12 protein-coding genes are annotated in these 14,304 nt (G+C 59.3%); 7 read left to right on the top strand and 5 right to left on the bottom strand.

Going from position 1 to position 14,304, the window contains the following annotated elements; translation table 11 throughout:
• Positions 1-9 precede the first annotated feature (9 nt).
• The 5 genes from KTAU_RS15650 to KTAU_RS15630 all read right to left on the bottom strand — a co-directional run bounded on the left by KTAU_RS15650 (position 10) and on the right by KTAU_RS15630 (position 4,284).
• Positions 10-1,143 carry a hypothetical protein gene (locus KTAU_RS15650; RefSeq protein WP_151729269.1) on the bottom strand — a complete coding sequence of 378 codons (1,134 nt, stop codon included), beginning with the start codon at positions 1,141-1,143 and terminating at the stop codon, positions 10-12.
• Between the two features lie 187 nt (positions 1,144-1,330).
• Positions 1,331-1,942 carry a pyridoxal 5'-phosphate synthase glutaminase subunit PdxT gene (gene pdxT / locus KTAU_RS15645; protein WP_151729268.1) on the bottom strand — a complete coding sequence of 204 codons (612 nt, stop codon included), beginning with the start codon at positions 1,940-1,942 and terminating at the stop codon, positions 1,331-1,333.
• A gap of 231 nt (positions 1,943-2,173) precedes the next feature.
• Positions 2,174-3,064 (bottom strand): pyridoxal 5'-phosphate synthase lyase subunit PdxS, encoded by an 891-nt coding sequence (gene pdxS / locus KTAU_RS15640; protein ID WP_112430543.1) that lies wholly within the window; start codon positions 3,062-3,064, stop codon positions 2,174-2,176.
• Positions 3,065-3,535: 471 nt separating this feature from the next.
• A complete protein-coding gene (locus KTAU_RS15635) occupies positions 3,536-3,889 on the bottom strand; it encodes a type II toxin-antitoxin system PemK/MazF family toxin (RefSeq protein ID WP_170293337.1) in 354 nt (117 codons plus the stop codon).
• Between the two features lie 68 nt (positions 3,890-3,957).
• On the bottom strand, positions 3,958-4,284 hold the full coding sequence (locus KTAU_RS15630) for a hypothetical protein (RefSeq protein WP_112430539.1): 327 nt from the start codon (positions 4,282-4,284) through the stop codon (positions 3,958-3,960).
• Positions 4,285-4,887: 603 nt separating this feature from the next.
• Between KTAU_RS15630 and KTAU_RS15625 the strand changes: the two genes are divergently transcribed.
• The 7 genes from KTAU_RS15625 to KTAU_RS15595 all read left to right on the top strand — a co-directional run bounded on the left by KTAU_RS15625 (position 4,888) and on the right by KTAU_RS15595 (position 14,102).
• The gene (locus KTAU_RS15625) at positions 4,888-5,646 is read left to right on the top strand and encodes a response regulator transcription factor (protein WP_151729266.1); all 759 of its coding nucleotides are present in this window, start codon (positions 4,888-4,890) and stop codon (positions 5,644-5,646) included.
• 5 nt (positions 5,647-5,651) lie between these two features.
• The gene (locus KTAU_RS15620; RefSeq protein ID WP_151729265.1) at positions 5,652-7,001 is read left to right on the top strand and encodes a sensor histidine kinase; all 1,350 of its coding nucleotides are present in this window, start codon (positions 5,652-5,654) and stop codon (positions 6,999-7,001) included.
• A gap of 395 nt (positions 7,002-7,396) precedes the next feature.
• The gene (locus KTAU_RS15615; RefSeq protein WP_151729264.1) at positions 7,397-8,914 is read left to right on the top strand and encodes a zinc-dependent alcohol dehydrogenase; all 1,518 of its coding nucleotides are present in this window, start codon (positions 7,397-7,399) and stop codon (positions 8,912-8,914) included.
• Positions 8,915-8,979: 65 nt separating this feature from the next.
• Positions 8,980-10,383 (top strand): glycoside hydrolase family 3 N-terminal domain-containing protein, encoded by a 1,404-nt coding sequence (locus KTAU_RS15610; RefSeq protein ID WP_151729263.1) that lies wholly within the window; start codon positions 8,980-8,982, stop codon positions 10,381-10,383.
• Positions 10,384-10,603: 220 nt separating this feature from the next.
• Complete coding sequence (locus tag KTAU_RS15605; RefSeq protein ID WP_170293336.1) at positions 10,604-11,893, top strand: glycoside hydrolase family 3 N-terminal domain-containing protein; 1,290 nt, start codon at positions 10,604-10,606, stop codon at positions 11,891-11,893.
• Between the two features lie 374 nt (positions 11,894-12,267).
• The gene (locus KTAU_RS15600) at positions 12,268-12,852 is read left to right on the top strand and encodes a GNAT family N-acetyltransferase (protein ID WP_112430527.1); all 585 of its coding nucleotides are present in this window, start codon (positions 12,268-12,270) and stop codon (positions 12,850-12,852) included.
• Between the two features lie 26 nt (positions 12,853-12,878).
• The gene (locus KTAU_RS15595; RefSeq protein ID WP_151729261.1) at positions 12,879-14,102 is read left to right on the top strand and encodes a lipid II:glycine glycyltransferase FemX; all 1,224 of its coding nucleotides are present in this window, start codon (positions 12,879-12,881) and stop codon (positions 14,100-14,102) included.
• Positions 14,103-14,304: the final 202 nt, after the last annotated feature.

The following is a 14,304-nucleotide window of genomic DNA, read 5'->3' as shown; positions in this document are numbered from 1 at the left end:
ACAGTTTAATCACCTCATAGTCTGGCGTGAGTTGGCCGTACCCAGACCCTTCACGCCATAGATTACTCGTTGTTCTAATGCAGGAACGACGCGCTGTCTCACAGCCAGATAGGCCATGTGGCGCACAAGCAAGACCCTGGTGGTTTTTGGAGCAAAGCCGCTGGCGCGCAGGGCATTGATAACGGCGCCCTCATACTCGCGCACCTGACAATAGATGGGGCGCCTGTCGCTCTCCAGCAGACGCTGGCAGGCGAAGCGAACGAGCGGCTCAGCCAGATCGGCATACTCTGGGTGAACAATCAGCGAGAGCTGATGCGGCCTTGTGCCACGCCCCCGGCGCAACTGAAGCCAGGCGCCCAGACGTACCCCCACGTCACAGACGTAGGTCTCGCACCTGCGTCCAAGCGGCAGGAGTCCTGAACGCTGCGAGCCGACGAGCAGGCGAGCATACTCTTCACTATTCTCCAGCAGCTCGGCCATCTGCACCCGTTGGGGCGTAGCGGCACGATAGAGCTGGTGCAGGCCCCAGACATGATGACGGCTCCAGCGCTGCAACGAGGCCAGCTCCTGCAGGCGCTCGGCTGGAGTGGGGCTGAGGATCAACCCGGGGGAGGGCTGCCTGGTTTTGGGCGAGGCGTTCACCTCTTCTTCGCCGGGCACAGCAGCCTCATTTTCCTCCTCCCACCCCCAGACATAGGTGAATTCGCGCGTATAGCGCTGGAAGCCGCTGCGAGCGAACAGCTCCAGCTCCGGCAGCGACTCCTCGACCCTGGCGAAGACGCGGAGGACGCCGTGGGAGGCAGCCATCTCCAGGACGTAGTCAAGCAGGGCAGTGAGGATGTCCTCGCCGGAGAAGGCGCTTTGGAGCATTGAGGCCAGATAGGTCAGCTCCCACATCGTTCCCGATGGGCGCTCGCGTACCTGGGCGAATCCTAAGATGCGCCAGCGATCTTCACACAGCCAGGTACGTGCTACCGGATCGAGAGGAAAGATATTGCGCAGGAGAGGAGGCCATGAAGCACGGTGCTCTACCGGTTCCAGCCAGCACACGAAGTTCGCCAGTGCGCGCTGTCGCATGCGGGCGCGCCGATCTAATGCGTAGATGATTCCCGGTAGGTCAACATAGGGTACCGGTCGTATCATCAGTGCTCCTGCGCCAAGCAGAGGCAGATCTCTATACTTCGTCCACGCTCAGTGGCGCGTGCCAAGCCCCGCACCCGTCTGTCCGGTCCCTGTTCTCTCGCCGTTGAGCGACCCTGCGTCTCTGGTTTTCCGTCGTCTGGCAAGGAACGGGTAACGGGGCCTACCGCCTGGTCGCGTCGCCACGCCTCTACTTCCGAACGCTCTGTACTAGGCGGAGAAAGTAATGATGGAATCGCGGATCTCTGGAAACCTCCGGGTGAAAAGCGGTACCCAGCCGGTTGCCTTCGCGGACAGCGACGATGGTTCCATCATCGAGCGTTGCCAGCACCTCTACACCCGGGCCGACTTCCGAAACGGCTGGCCCGCGAATGAAAAAGGCATGAAACGGTGCTTCACCCAGCACGGGTATCGACAGATCAGTTTCAAAACTTTCCCGCTGACTACCGAACGCATTACGACGGACAGTGATGTTCATCACAGCCAGCAAGGGCTGGCCTTCCAGAGCATTGTCCGTCTTTTTGGCCAGCAGAATCAAGCCGGCACAGGTTCCCCAGACGGGGAGACCCTGCTCAATCAAGGCTTTCAGCGGCCTATCGAGGCCATAATCAATCATCAGCTTGCCGATAGTGGTGCTCTCCCCACCGGGTATTATTATACCATCTAAATCGGTCAGATGCTCAGGGAGTTTCACGGCGCGTGTTGCCACGCCCAGCTTTGAAAGCGCCTTCAGATGCGCTTCAAAATCTCCCTGGAGAGCCAGCACACCGATCAGCGGTCGTTCCTGTCCATGGTGGATCATCGTCTACTTGCGCGGTGCCCGGTCACCACAATCTTCCGTTGCACCGCCCCCTCCTTCCTTCGTTGTGCTGCAGACACTCTCTGATGAGAGAGAACGCCTACGACCGTCGCTTTTCATCCCGCCCGCCGCAAAAAGAGACTCCGCCGACCCGCCTCGGTCTGCTGCGAGTGAGGCGATAAGCCGGCGGAGCGGGCGAGACAATCCAGGCCCAGGTAGCTCTCCCTTCAACAGCTACCAGCCGCGGCGGGCCATCAGCTCCTGCTCGGGCAAGGTATCGAGATTGATACCCACCATTGGCTCGCCCAGGTCGCGCGAGACCTCAGCCAGGATCTGGGGGTTATCGAAATGGGTGGTTGCACGTACAATGGCACGGGCTCGCTTGAGTGGATTGCCGGATTTGAAGATACCAGAGCCGACAAAAATGCCTTCGGCGCCCAGACGCATCATGAGCGCAGCGTCTGCCGGGGTAGCAATGCCGCCTGCCGAGAAGTTCACTACGGGCAGTTTGCCAGTGCGAGCGACCTGACAGACCAGCTCATAGGGGGCGCCCAGGCGCTTGGCCTCGGTCATCAGCTCTTCTTCGGGAAGCATCTGCAGGCGACGGATGCCATCCTGGATAGCGCGCATATGACGCACTGCCTCCACTACATTACCGGTGCCGGCCTCACCCTTGGTGCGGATCATGGCCGCTCCCTCCCCGATCCGGCGCAGGGCCTCGCCCAGGTCACGCGCGCCGCAGACGAAGGGCACCGAGAACAAATGCTTATTGACATGGAACTGCTCGTCGGCAGGTGTGAGCACTTCCGATTCATCAATGCAGTCAACGCCAATGGCCTGCAGGATCTCCGCCTCGACGAAGTGGCCGATGCGGCACTTGGCCATGACGGGAATGGTCACAGCTTCTTTGATACGAATGATCAATTCGGGGTCAGTCATGCGGGCGACGCCGCCTTGAGCGCGAATATCGGCAGGAACCCGCTCCAGGGCCATGACCGCGACGGCCCCGGCCTCCTCCGCGATCTTGGCCTGCTCGGGATTGACAACGTCACAAATGACGCCGCCTTTGAGCATCTCTGGGAAGCTGCGCTTCACATCAACCGTTCCGACCGTTCTCTGCTCCATAGCTGATCATCTCCTGCGGTCTTGTCTGAACATCTGGTCTCCATTGTAGCACATTGGCGGTTGGCTCACACCAGCCAATTCAAGCAAAGGAGGTCAGCCAGCAGGAAGAGGAGCGGATCGACGAGAAGAAGGAAAAGGCGCGGCCTCCATCGCTATCTCAATCTTGCTTGAGGGTTGCTTGAGAGCCGCAAGAGCCGCAGCCGTCACTGGTACGCGCGCCAATCCACCGACACCGACCCGACCGACTGGCAGCAAAGGGCGACGCGACCTCAATCAGTGCCGCAAGCGGTTAGCAGATGGGGATGCGCCTTTCAGACAAGCGGCCAGGCATAACACAGACGAGCAATCTCCAGCATGGAAGCCACCAGTGCCCACAGGAGGGAAGAGCAGATCGACCCACGTCAGGCTGCTCCCGCGGGGCCTCCTCTCTTCTGCCAGAGCTACCCTCCTTCCTTTCTTCCTTCCTGGTGATCAGGAGAGCAGATCAAGGCTGATTTTAAGCGCCATATCGACGCGCGCGAGTTCCTCCTTCGTAATGCTCCCGCGTTTACGGATCAGGCGCGACTTCTCGATGGTCATGAGCTGCTCACACTTTACATCAGTGAAGTCGGTCAATCCGTTTTCCGGCGTTGGCGCGATGCGCACGTGCAGGGGCAGTTCACGCTCTGTACGGCTCATCGAGGCAACAATCGTCAAGGGATAAGTGGGGGAAGCGTTACCTCGATCATTCTGGATGATCAAGGCAGGGCGGATACCCTGCTGCTCCGCGCCGCGCCCGGGAGACCAGTTAACATCCCAGATCTCGCCGCGCCTGGGACTAGGCATTTCGCGTATTCGATTGGCAGAATCCTCGCTATGGCTGGGGCTGGGCGATGTTTGCCTGGCCTCATTACTCATGCAACGATACCTTCGCGCCCGGCCTCAAAATAAAATCGGGCATCTTCGAGAGTTTCAGGGAGAGATCCTAGATAAGCATACGCCTCATCGAGGGAGTGAGTCAAGGAGGAAAGGGCCTGTTCGCGTTTCTGGAGGATCGCCTGACGCAGTTGCTGGTAGTTATCCCGGCGCATGAGTTCCATAATTGTCTCCACAACATCCCCGAGGGAGGAGTCCAGTTCCATCGCCAGCGCCTTCAGCTCCTGGTGCTGGGTCAACGGAATTTGAATTGACTTACGAACGAGGTGCTCATGACGATAGAAGTCGGGATGCACAACTGCCATGAATCTGCCTCCTGCTGATTACGTGAGCCGTCTCTATCAATACCATTGTAATGAGTCCCCTCTCACTTGTCAATCAATGTGCAGCGCTCTTAAGAGTTTTTTAAGACCGCTACCACTAACCAGGATAAGACAATGAGAAACACTTTGCCAAAACGCAAGACACTTCCGTTCTTTTACTGAAACTCTTCTATCGCCTTTTTCGTGGGAGGGATAGGTGGAAAACCTACGGTGGCGGCCAAAGCTGCTGAGCTTGATCGAGCCGGCAAGCACTGGGCACAGTGGAAGCTCCCTTGTGGCGAGTGTCCTGACTGGCTCCCTTTCTGGCGAATCGTGGTCAGGGTGCTGTGTGTGAGGCGAGGCGGCTGAGGCCCTTGGGCTCAAGACCGGGATAGATGGTCATACACACGGTGCAGCTGGTCACCGCTCTGGCAACCAGGCCGAGGTCTACTCAGATAACAGTAAGCGGAGAGACAGCCGACGGGTACAAAAGCCCAAAGTGTACCCTGCCTGTCTTGCTGAGCGCCCCTTGCTGGCTCACGCCTTGCACTGCTGCTGCGTGGTAACTATAATGAAAATTGAATCCCACACAGAAGGATGCAAGCCATGCCGCAAGCGGTTCACGAAGGCACCGATCAGGAGAAACGGCCCCTCAAGGCGCTGGTGATCGACGATGAGCAGTCGATTATCGAGTTTATCAAGCTGGGTCTCCACTACGAGGGCTTCGAGGTGGTGTCGGCCCCCGACGGCGAGCAGGGAGTGACGGCGGCACAGCGCTGTGATCCCGACATTGTGATTCTGGACCTGATGCTGCCGGATATGGATGGTCTGGAGGTCTGCCGTCGCTTACGCGAGAACCCGGTGACAAGCGATGTGCCAATCTTGATGCTGACGGCCAGAGATGATGTGCGCGATCGAGTGCTCGGTCTCGATAGCGGCGCCGACGACTACCTGACAAAGCCCTTCAGCTTCGAGGAGCTGGTCGCACGTATACGCGCCATCTTGCGCCGCTTGCGTCGCAGCGGACACGGCGAGCGGCCTGGCTCTCCTGACTCCGCGCACATTCTGCAGTTCGAGGACCTCTGGATGAACACGGCCACACGCGAGGTCCGTCGCGGCAACCGCCCTATCGAGCTGACCGCCACAGAGTATAATTTGTTACACCTTTTTATGACCCATCCGCGCCAGGTGCTGGATCGTCAGACGATCCTCAATCGCGTCTGGGGATATGATTTTCTTGGGGAGACGAATATTATTGAGGTGTATGTGCGCTACCTGCGCGAGAAGATTGAAGATACCCCCAGTTCTCCCCGCCTGATCCAGACGGTGCGCGGAGTCGGCTATATTCTGAAAGGCCAGGGATAGCTGTTATGCCAGCCGAGCGAGGAACGGTGAGGATACGCACGGAAGGAGCTCCCGATGGGTCCACAGATGACGAGAAGATGAATGAGTCATTAGCGGATGGAACTACAGTTCGAGAAGGGCAGGGCAGCAGCCACACGACTGATCGGGCTGAGGCCACGGCACTGACTGCTCTTCAGCGGCGTCACCTGACCGCCGGTCCGCTGGTGGCTGCTTCTGTGCGTCTGCCGCTAGACCGTCTGAGTCTGCGCCTGGCTCTCTGGCAGCTCGCGATTCTGGCCTTGGGCCTGGCGTTGATGACTCTGCTGATCTTCTTGCTGACTCATGTGAGGTCTCTGAATACGCCGCTCGCCTTCGTGTGCGCTTATGGGCTACTGGTACTGCTGCTTGGGAGCTTGAGCGTACTGACAACGGCGCTGCTGCTGCGTCCTTTGCAGGAGCTGGCTCGGATCGCTCAGGCACTGGCCAAGGGGGACTTCAGCCAGCGTGCATTGCTGCCCTCTTCAGCTTCTCCCCCAGCCCCCGACGAGCTGACTCGCCTGGGCCAGAGCCTCAACGCGCTCGCGGGACAGGTGGAGCTGGCGACAACCCACCAGCACGAGAGCGAGGCCCGCGTCCAGCGTCTCCTCAGCAGCGCCTCTCATGAGCTGCGTACTCCTCTTACATCGATCCGCGGCCTCTCGGAGGTGCTGCTACGCGGACCGGTGGAGAATCCTGAGCTACTTCAGCGTGTTCTGCGTCTGATTAAGAACGAGTCCGAGCGCATGACACGCCTGATCAATGATATGTTGACGCTGGTTCGCTTGGAGGAGGGTCGTCCACTCCAGGTGCGCACGGTGGATCTAGTGGAGCTGGCGGTCGAGAGCGTTGAGCAGGCCCGTCTCTTCTCTGGCGAGCAGGGTCCACGTATTCAATTGGAGCTGGCCACTCAGGAGAGGCTGGTTGTTCACGGCGATATGGACCGCCTGAAGCAGGCGCTGGCCGCCCTGCTGGACAATGCTGTGAAGTACGGACGTCCCTTTCCCGAGGGCCAGGTGATTGTCCGCCTTGATCGCCACGCCGATCGCGGTGAGATCCAGGTGATTGACAATGGGCCAGGCATTGCTCCCGAGGATCTGCCTTATATTTTTGAGCGTTTTTATCGCGGTCGCCATATTCCGCCAAGCCGCGCAGATGGCAGCGCGATCCCCGGGGCTGGCCTGGGTCTGGCGATTGCCCGGGCGATTGCTCACGCTCATCAAGGTGAGGTGAGCGTGCATAGCGAGCCGGATAAAGGGTCGGTATTCACCCTGACTTTGCCCTGCCTCTCCGGTTCGCCGACACGACCTCTGTCTCCGGCGCCTGGAACGGAGTCCTAGCACCATCGCCACTCTCAGCCCCGGCCTGATTCAGGCTTCGGCCAGTCCCGGATCTGCCTCGCTCTCCACCCGGTCCCCGTCCTCTTGCTGGTGGTCTCTGACGCCTTTTTGATCGGCAGCGGTAGCTCCTTTACAGGCCGCTCTGGGCCTCACACATTGCCTCATCCATGAGCCAGCTGGTTGACCCTTGTCAGGTGAACGGTCTGATGAGCATTGACCGCGCATTGTGCACATGGTACACTGCCTTCGATCGCTGCAACGCTGCTTATGACGGTAACTGCCACTCATTGGAGTGCACAGCAGCAGGCAGGCAACCGGTGAGCAAGAAGAGGCGCTCTCTCCTGTGTGTAGGAGTGGCCATGTGAGCTGAGCATGCGCGGTGGAGGGCTACCGCTATGTGGATGTCAACCCTGGATCTTGACCCCAAACGGGCGATTGTGACTTCGCTGCTAGGGCACTTCTGGCGGGGAGCGTATTTTTCATCGTTTGCTCCGCTGCAGGTCCAAAACCTGCCCCGGCGTCCTTTGCCAGCCCCCGACTGGGTGCGCGTGCGCAACCGACTGGCAGGGATCTGCGGCAGCGATCTGGCTTTGATTGCTGCTGATGTTGATCCGCGGGTGGCGGCAGCTCTGGCCGGCCAGCAGTTGTACCCGGGCCACGAGGTGGTGGGCGAGGTGATCGAGGTGGGTGATGCGGTTCAGACCTTGCAGGTGGGTGATACGGTAGTGCTGCAGTACGCTCCTCACTGCCTGACTTTGGGTGTGCAGCCGCCTTGCCAGGCCTGCGCTGCCGGTGACTATAACCTCTGCGAGCGGGCCTATCAGCCCGGCCCCGCACAGATCGGCTCGGGTTGGAGCGAGGAAATGCTCGTTCACGAGCGCCAGCTTTTCCAGCTACCTGAGTCGCCTGAGAAGCCGGGGGAGCCATTGCTAAGCGACGAACAGGCGGTGATGTTGGAGCCAACCGCGGTGGCCCTGCACGCGGTACTGCGCTGCCCGCCGCAGCCAGACGAGCGGGTGCTCATTATTGGGGCAGGCACGATTGGTCTGTTGGCGCTCCAGGTGGTGCGAGCCCTGGCACCCCAGGCAGTAGTGGGTGTGATGGCCCGTCACGCCTTCCAGGTAGAGCGAGCCACTCGTTTGGGCGCGAGCCATATTATCTACCCCCAGGACCGCTATCGCGAGGTGGCGCGCGTCACAGGCGCTGAGCTGGTTAGTGGACCTCTCGGCCAGCCGATCGTGATGGGCGGCTACGATGTGATCTATGATACTGTGGGTCAGAGCCAGACCATTCAAGATGCCCTGCGCTGGACACGCGCCGGCGGCACCGTCGTCCTGGTTGGTCGCAGTCTTCACCGCTTGCACCTGGACTTGACCCCCGTGTGGTCGCGCGAGGTGAATCTGCTCGGCTCACTGACGCACGGCCAGGAGTATTGGCCGCCAGAGCAGCCAGGCCGCCACTCAACTTTTGCGGTCGCCTGTGAGTTGATCGCCCAGGGATTGCTGGCCCCCGAGCAGTTGATTACCCACCGCTTCGCCCTGACTGACTATCGCCACGCTCTCAGTACAGCCATGCGGCGAGCCCAGACGCGCGCGATTAAGGTGATCTTTGACTACGCGCTGCAACCGGCTCTGGTAGTGCCTAATGTGCGCGCTTCCCGCATGCACCGTCGGCAGACCACCCCGGCACCGCTGCATCTGCCTCACGCCGCCTCGACCACGGTAACAACCAGCCCAGAGGCCCATATGGATATCGAAAGCGAGACCGAGGCCTTCGCACCGCCCCCGACCTCACGCCGCGCCTCTGCCCCCTCCCATGATGTAACAAATCGTTCTTCCCGCGCGTTAGAACTAGAGAGAGAGGAGGAGGAACCAACCCCAGGTCCCTGCTCAGAACGCGCTGACGATGCTTGATTCTAAACATTTGTTGATAACGTTTTTATAATAGATACACAGCATGGTTTCTATCAGGAGTCTTTATGTCTCTGTTCTCGAAAAAGTCTGTCAAAAGTGCTACCTTTTTAGCAGACACCCCAGCTGTGCTACCTGGGAAGAGCGAGATAGCGGGGAAGGTACCCTCCCGACGCCAGCGGCGCGCCAGTCGTCTACGGCTCTTTCTCGGGATTGTCATGCTTGTGCTGGCCTTCATCACCGCTGGGGGAGCGCTTTTCGCCTACTTTAACGCGGCCTATCTCTTCCCCGGACCGCTCCCCTCCTCGGTGATATCTGATCCCTTTGCCAGTAATTCTTCTGGCCCGTTTATCGCTGCCCCCTATAGCCCGGCTCAAATTAACGCCTTACGTCATCTGAGCGACCATATGTCCTACAAGCAGCTCGCGAGTCTCTATGTGGCGCGGATGTCCCTGGATGAGAAGCTGGGCCAGCTGATTATGGTGGAGTACGCTGACGATTACTACTCACCCGACCTGGACAATATGATTACAAATTTGCACGCAGGGGGCGTCATTCTCTATGAGTTTCAGATGCAGAGCTTTGCCCAGACTAAGCATGATATCGCCCTGATGCAGCAGCATGCCAAAATTCCTCTGTTGATCTCTACCGACGAAGAAGGTGGCCCCTACGTCCATCGCCTCTCTCATATCTATGGTTCGCGCCCATCGGCCTGGGACATCTACCAGTCGGGTAGCGTGGCTTATGCAGCTCAACAGGGCCATAAGATGGCCCACGATCTTCTGGCACTGGGCATCAACGTCGACCTGGCCCCCGATGTCGATGTGATGCTTGTACCAGGTTATGACACGGTGACACGAACATTCGGTACGACCGCCCAGGATGTGATTAAGTACGCCGGCCCTTTTATGGCCGCTATGCAGCAGGACGGCCTGATCGCCTGTATCAAACACTACCCCGGCGGCCTGGGCGATACCACGGAGGACGCGCATAAGACCCTCCCCTCCGATAACCGTAGCGTCAGCCAGATTTACTCGACCGAGCTGGCCCCTTATAAGTACTTCGTAAACGCCTCCAATCCGTATATGCGCCCGGGCATGATTATGTCTACCGATGTGCTGATGCCCGCGATCGATCCGCATTGGCCCGGCGAGCTGTCGTATCGCTTTATAACCCAGATTCTGCGCCAGGAGTTCGGCTACGATGGCGTGGTGATTACCGATGCCCTCTATATGCAGGGCATTGCCCAGCAATGGGACATGCCAGAGGCCGCCGTGCTGGCCCTGAATGCCGGTAACGATATGCTCCTCGGCCCTACCGGCAGCGCTCAAACGCTGGCGATGATTAACGGCCTCAAGGCGGCGCTCCAGGATGGACGGCTCTCGATCCTGCGGGTCAACGAGGCAGTGACGCGCATTCTGGCCCTGAAGATGCAGTATCATCTGATGCCCGCGGTTCCTCCCTCAGCCTAGGAGCTGCCTGAGTAATGTGTTTCTTCTCTCTCATTCATTCGCTCTCTTAGTACGCTGATTGGCACCTGTGAATTATATCACTTGTCTTACTTCTCTAGAGTAGAATAAGAGAAAATGCTAACCTGAATGCAGGAGTCTCCTGGCAATGTTCACTGACAGCAAACCTCCGATGGTGGCCCCTCGCCCGCAAGAGCATCCTGAAGCAGGAGCCAGCGCTGCTATGCCTGTTCGACAGCGGCCTCGTTGCCGTCGGCGCTCGCTCTCCACCCTGCGTTTCCTGCTGGTCAGCGGCGGGACTCTACTGCTTCTGGCGACGGCCCTGTTGGGCAAGGGCGATGTACCGTGGCAGCCGCGGCAGATGAGCCAGCTCCAGGAGACGCTTCTGGCCGGCCCCTTTATTAGCAATCCGTTGACCCCCGCCCAGGTTGAGGCTCTGCGTCATCGCGAGGCCGCCATGAACGAGCAGGCCCTGGCCCGTCTCTACCTGGCCCACATGACGCTCGACCAAAAGCTCGGCCAGCTCTTCATGGTTCAGTATTACGGAATAACCTACTCGGCGGATCTGGAGACGATGATTCACGATCTCTATGCAGGTGGCGTGATTATGTACGCGGCCCAGATGCGTACCTTCCAGCAGACACGGGCCGATATCCAGCATATGCAGGCACGGGCCTGGATGCCGCTCTTCATTTCAGCGGATGAAGAGGGCGGTTTTGTCGAGCGGATCAACAATATCTACGGCCATCGGCCCGGGGCCTTGGAAGTCTACCAGACGGGCAAGGTCAGCAATGCTGCTGCGCTTGGTCACGGGATCGCCCATGATTTGAAGGCACTGGGGTTGAACACCGACCTGGCCCCCGATGTCGATGTGCCGGTGGTCAATGGTCCCGATCAGTATCTACGCACGTGGGGCTATACGCCGCAGTCAGTAATCGACTACGGCGGGGCCTACCTGCGCGCTGTCCAAGGCGATGGGGTCATTGCCTGCCTCAAACATTTTCCGGGCCTGGGCGCCGCTCAAACTGATGCGCACACCGACCTCCCGGTGATCAAGCGCAGCCGCGAGCAGATCTACAGCACCGAGCTGGTGCCTTTCAAACACTTCATCCAGTCCCCCCAGTCGCTAGACCACCCAGGCATGATCATGACAACCGACCTGCTGATGCCGGCCCTTGACCCTGTCTGGCCGGCGGAGCTGTCGCCGACTATTGTGACGGGCATTCTGCGCCAGGAGCTGGGTTACGACGGTGTAGTGATCACCGACGCGCTCTATATGGAGGGTATCGCCAAGAAATGGAACCTGCCGGAGGCCGTGGTCCTGGCTCTGGCGGCGGGCAACGATATGATCCTGGGGGTGCGCAGCTCTTACGATCTGCGCAACGCTGTGGCTGCTATCAAGCAGGCCCTGGCCAGCGGACAGCTCTCGCAGAGCGCCATCGACGCTTCGGTCACGCGCATCATCGCTTTAAAGATCCACTACCATCTCTGGCCCATCCCCCGCTTCGTTTAGAGCCAGAGCAGGTGAGCAAACCAGCCAGCCGAGAGGACCTTGCGCTGCGGGCAATGGTCGGTCAGGACAGTGCCTTCTCGCCCTGCCAGTTGGAGCGGCAGGCCAGTAGGCAGAGATAGGCAGACAAAGAGGCAAGAACCTGAGTGCCAGCGCACGTGCACCCCTCTGGTCCTAGAGACCGACCCCGTGCGTTGTCGGCCTTGGGGGACTATGCTATACTGGACTGGCACTAGCCGATTGTGTCAGGATACTCAGCTCAGCGAAGAACAGGTCTAGCACGTTTCTCCTGCCCGCCACGCCACATCTCCTCAGAGCGTTAGCGCGCTCAACAGCAGGCGTGGCGCGCACCATTCTATCCCAGGAGTGAGAAGACGATGGCTGAAGAGACTGCCCAGCTCCAGAATCCGTTTCTCGTCGGCGAGCGCGTCTATTTGCGCCCGCTGGAACCCACCCAGGACAATCATCTCTACGCGACCTGGCTCAACGATGAGGAGATTCGCCGCTATTTTTCGATCTATCCGACAAGCGACTCTCGTGCTAAGGAGCGTCTGGAACAACTGTACAGGGATGGTAAGCACATTATCTTTGGAGTAGCGCTTAAAAGCAACAATCGCCTGATTGGTCTCGTTGGTTTAAAGGATATTAACTATATTAACCAGACAGCAGAATTCTATATTATCATCGGCGATCGCGCGGTCTGGGGCCAGGGCTACGGTACCGAGGCCACCAAACTGATGATCCGCTATGGTTTCATGGAGCTGAACCTGAACCGTATTCAGACACAGGACATGGAGGAGAATATCGGCGGCTGGCGGGCGGATGAGAAGGCTGGCTTTAAATACGAGGGGACCCTGCGTCAGGCGATTCTGCGCTTCGGCAAATACCATGATGTTCGTGTCTACAGCCTACTTAGAAGCGAATATCTTGAAAACTTACATCAAGACAATAAGGGAAGCTGAAGTTTGTTAGAGGACAGGCGTTTGCCATGACAGTTGTTGTGCAGGAAATCACAGATCGAGAGCAGTGGAACGCCTTTCTGAGGTCGCAGCCAGGTGGGCATCTGCTCCAGTCATATGAGTGGGGTGAGCTAACGAAGTACCTTGGTGGGCGCATTTACCGGTTGGGCGCACTGGAAGGAGGCCAGCTGATCGGCGCCATGATGGTCTCAGTCGCTCCGGTGCCGCTTCCCGTTCGCCTGCCCGGTCTGCAGCTCAACTGGCTCTACAGCTCCCGCGGTCCCACGGTCGAGGCTCCCGACTCGCCAGCCCTTGCCGCGTTGATCACAGAGGCCCACGCTATCGCCCGCCGCGAAGGCAGCGTGGTGCTGCGCCTCGAACCCAACATCGCCGATGATGACCCGCGTCTAGAGCAATGGCAGAGTGCTTACCGCGCGCTCGGCTTTCGTACTTACCCCTATGCTGTCCACCCACGGCGCAGCTGGGTGCTGGATATCCGGCCTCCTCTAGAAACCCTCTTTGCCAACTTCAAGATGACCTGGCGGCAGAACGTGCGCGTGGCCGGGCGCAAGGGTGTCATCGTGCGAGAAGCCAGCAGCGATGCTGATTTTGACGCCTATTATGCCTTGCTGAAGATCACCAGCGAGCGCGACGCTTTTTTTATCCACAGCAAAGACTACCATCGCGAGATCCTGCGTCAGTTCGCCACGCGCGGTGATGCGGTGCTCTTCCTGGCCGAACACGAAGGCGAGGCCCTGGCCGCCAAGATGCTGATCCGCTTTGGAAATTGGTGTTGGGACATGTTTGGGGCCACCGCCAACCATAAGCGCAACCTGAAGGCCGCTTATCTGCTGCAGTATCGCTGTATCCAGTGGGCCAAAGAGCAGGGCTGCACGCACTTCGATTTTCGCGCTATTCCCGAGGTGCTGGAGCCTGGAGAAGAGATGTGGGGCGTCTACGAATACAAGCAAGGCTTTGGCGGCTATTCGCGCCTCAACATGCCAACGCAGGACTATGTCTATCGCCCCCTGATGTATCGCCTCTGGAGCAAGCTGGTAGAGATTCGGCGCGAGCGCAGGCGAGCCGAGCGGCGGCGAGTCGAGCTAGAGCGGGCGGCGCGTGGCAGGCAGGGAGGCAAGCCTGGCTCAGCCGGTCAAACCGCTCGACCTGAGACCTCGGCGCAGGGCGACAGCCAAAAGGAGAAAGGCGCCCGACCAGCAGAGCCAGCCTCGTCCTCCGGCGCCAGCCAGTGAGCGCCCTCCTCGCTCACGCCTGTTCGCCACCAGCCTTGCGTAAGCAGCGATAACGTGGAGAGGAGAGGGGGCTGGCGCTTTTGCTCTAGCAGGCGGCTGGCTGGCCCTAGCAAATGAAGAAGAGGTCAGGCGCCGGTCATCGTCCTGAGCCAGGGGCGCGAAACTGTCTCTCCTGTGAGCGCTGATCTGCTATCGATCGCAC

Source organism: Thermogemmatispora aurantia (genome assembly GCF_008974285.1).
GTDB classification, from domain to species: Bacteria; Chloroflexota; Ktedonobacteria; order Ktedonobacterales; family Ktedonobacteraceae; genus Thermogemmatispora; species Thermogemmatispora aurantia.
Note: the sequence above shows the minus strand (reverse complement) of the source record. Positions and strands in the feature narration are given on the sequence as shown.

What these genes read in the sequence shown, in the direction of transcription:
- KTAU_RS15620 (WP_151729265.1), top strand. Translation starts at nt 5,652, where the DNA reads ATGCCAGCCGAGCGAGGAACGGTGAGGATACGCACGGAAGGAGCTCCC.
- KTAU_RS15605 (WP_170293336.1), top strand. Translation starts at nt 10,604, where the DNA reads ATGCCTGTTCGACAGCGGCCTCGTTGCCGTCGGCGCTCGCTCTCCACC.
- KTAU_RS15635 (WP_170293337.1), bottom strand. Translation starts at nt 3,889, where the DNA reads ATGCCTAGTCCCAGGCGCGGCGAGATCTGGGATGTTAACTGGTCTCCC.
- KTAU_RS15630 (WP_112430539.1), bottom strand. Translation starts at nt 4,284, where the DNA reads ATGGCAGTTGTGCATCCCGACTTCTATCGTCATGAGCACCTCGTTCGT.
- KTAU_RS15595 (WP_151729261.1), top strand. Translation starts at nt 12,879, where the DNA reads ATGACAGTTGTTGTGCAGGAAATCACAGATCGAGAGCAGTGGAACGCC.
- KTAU_RS15650 (WP_151729269.1), bottom strand. Translation starts at nt 1,143, where the DNA reads ATGATACGACCGGTACCCTATGTTGACCTACCGGGAATCATCTACGCA.
- KTAU_RS15625 (WP_151729266.1), top strand. Translation starts at nt 4,888, where the DNA reads ATGCCGCAAGCGGTTCACGAAGGCACCGATCAGGAGAAACGGCCCCTC.
- KTAU_RS15610 (WP_151729263.1), top strand. Translation starts at nt 8,980, where the DNA reads ATGTCTCTGTTCTCGAAAAAGTCTGTCAAAAGTGCTACCTTTTTAGCA.
- pdxT (WP_151729268.1), bottom strand. Translation starts at nt 1,942, where the DNA reads ATGATCCACCATGGACAGGAACGACCGCTGATCGGTGTGCTGGCTCTC.
- pdxS (WP_112430543.1), bottom strand. Translation starts at nt 3,064, where the DNA reads ATGGAGCAGAGAACGGTCGGAACGGTTGATGTGAAGCGCAGCTTCCCA.
- KTAU_RS15615 (WP_151729264.1), top strand. Translation starts at nt 7,397, where the DNA reads ATGTGGATGTCAACCCTGGATCTTGACCCCAAACGGGCGATTGTGACT.
- KTAU_RS15600 (WP_112430527.1), top strand. Translation starts at nt 12,268, where the DNA reads ATGGCTGAAGAGACTGCCCAGCTCCAGAATCCGTTTCTCGTCGGCGAG.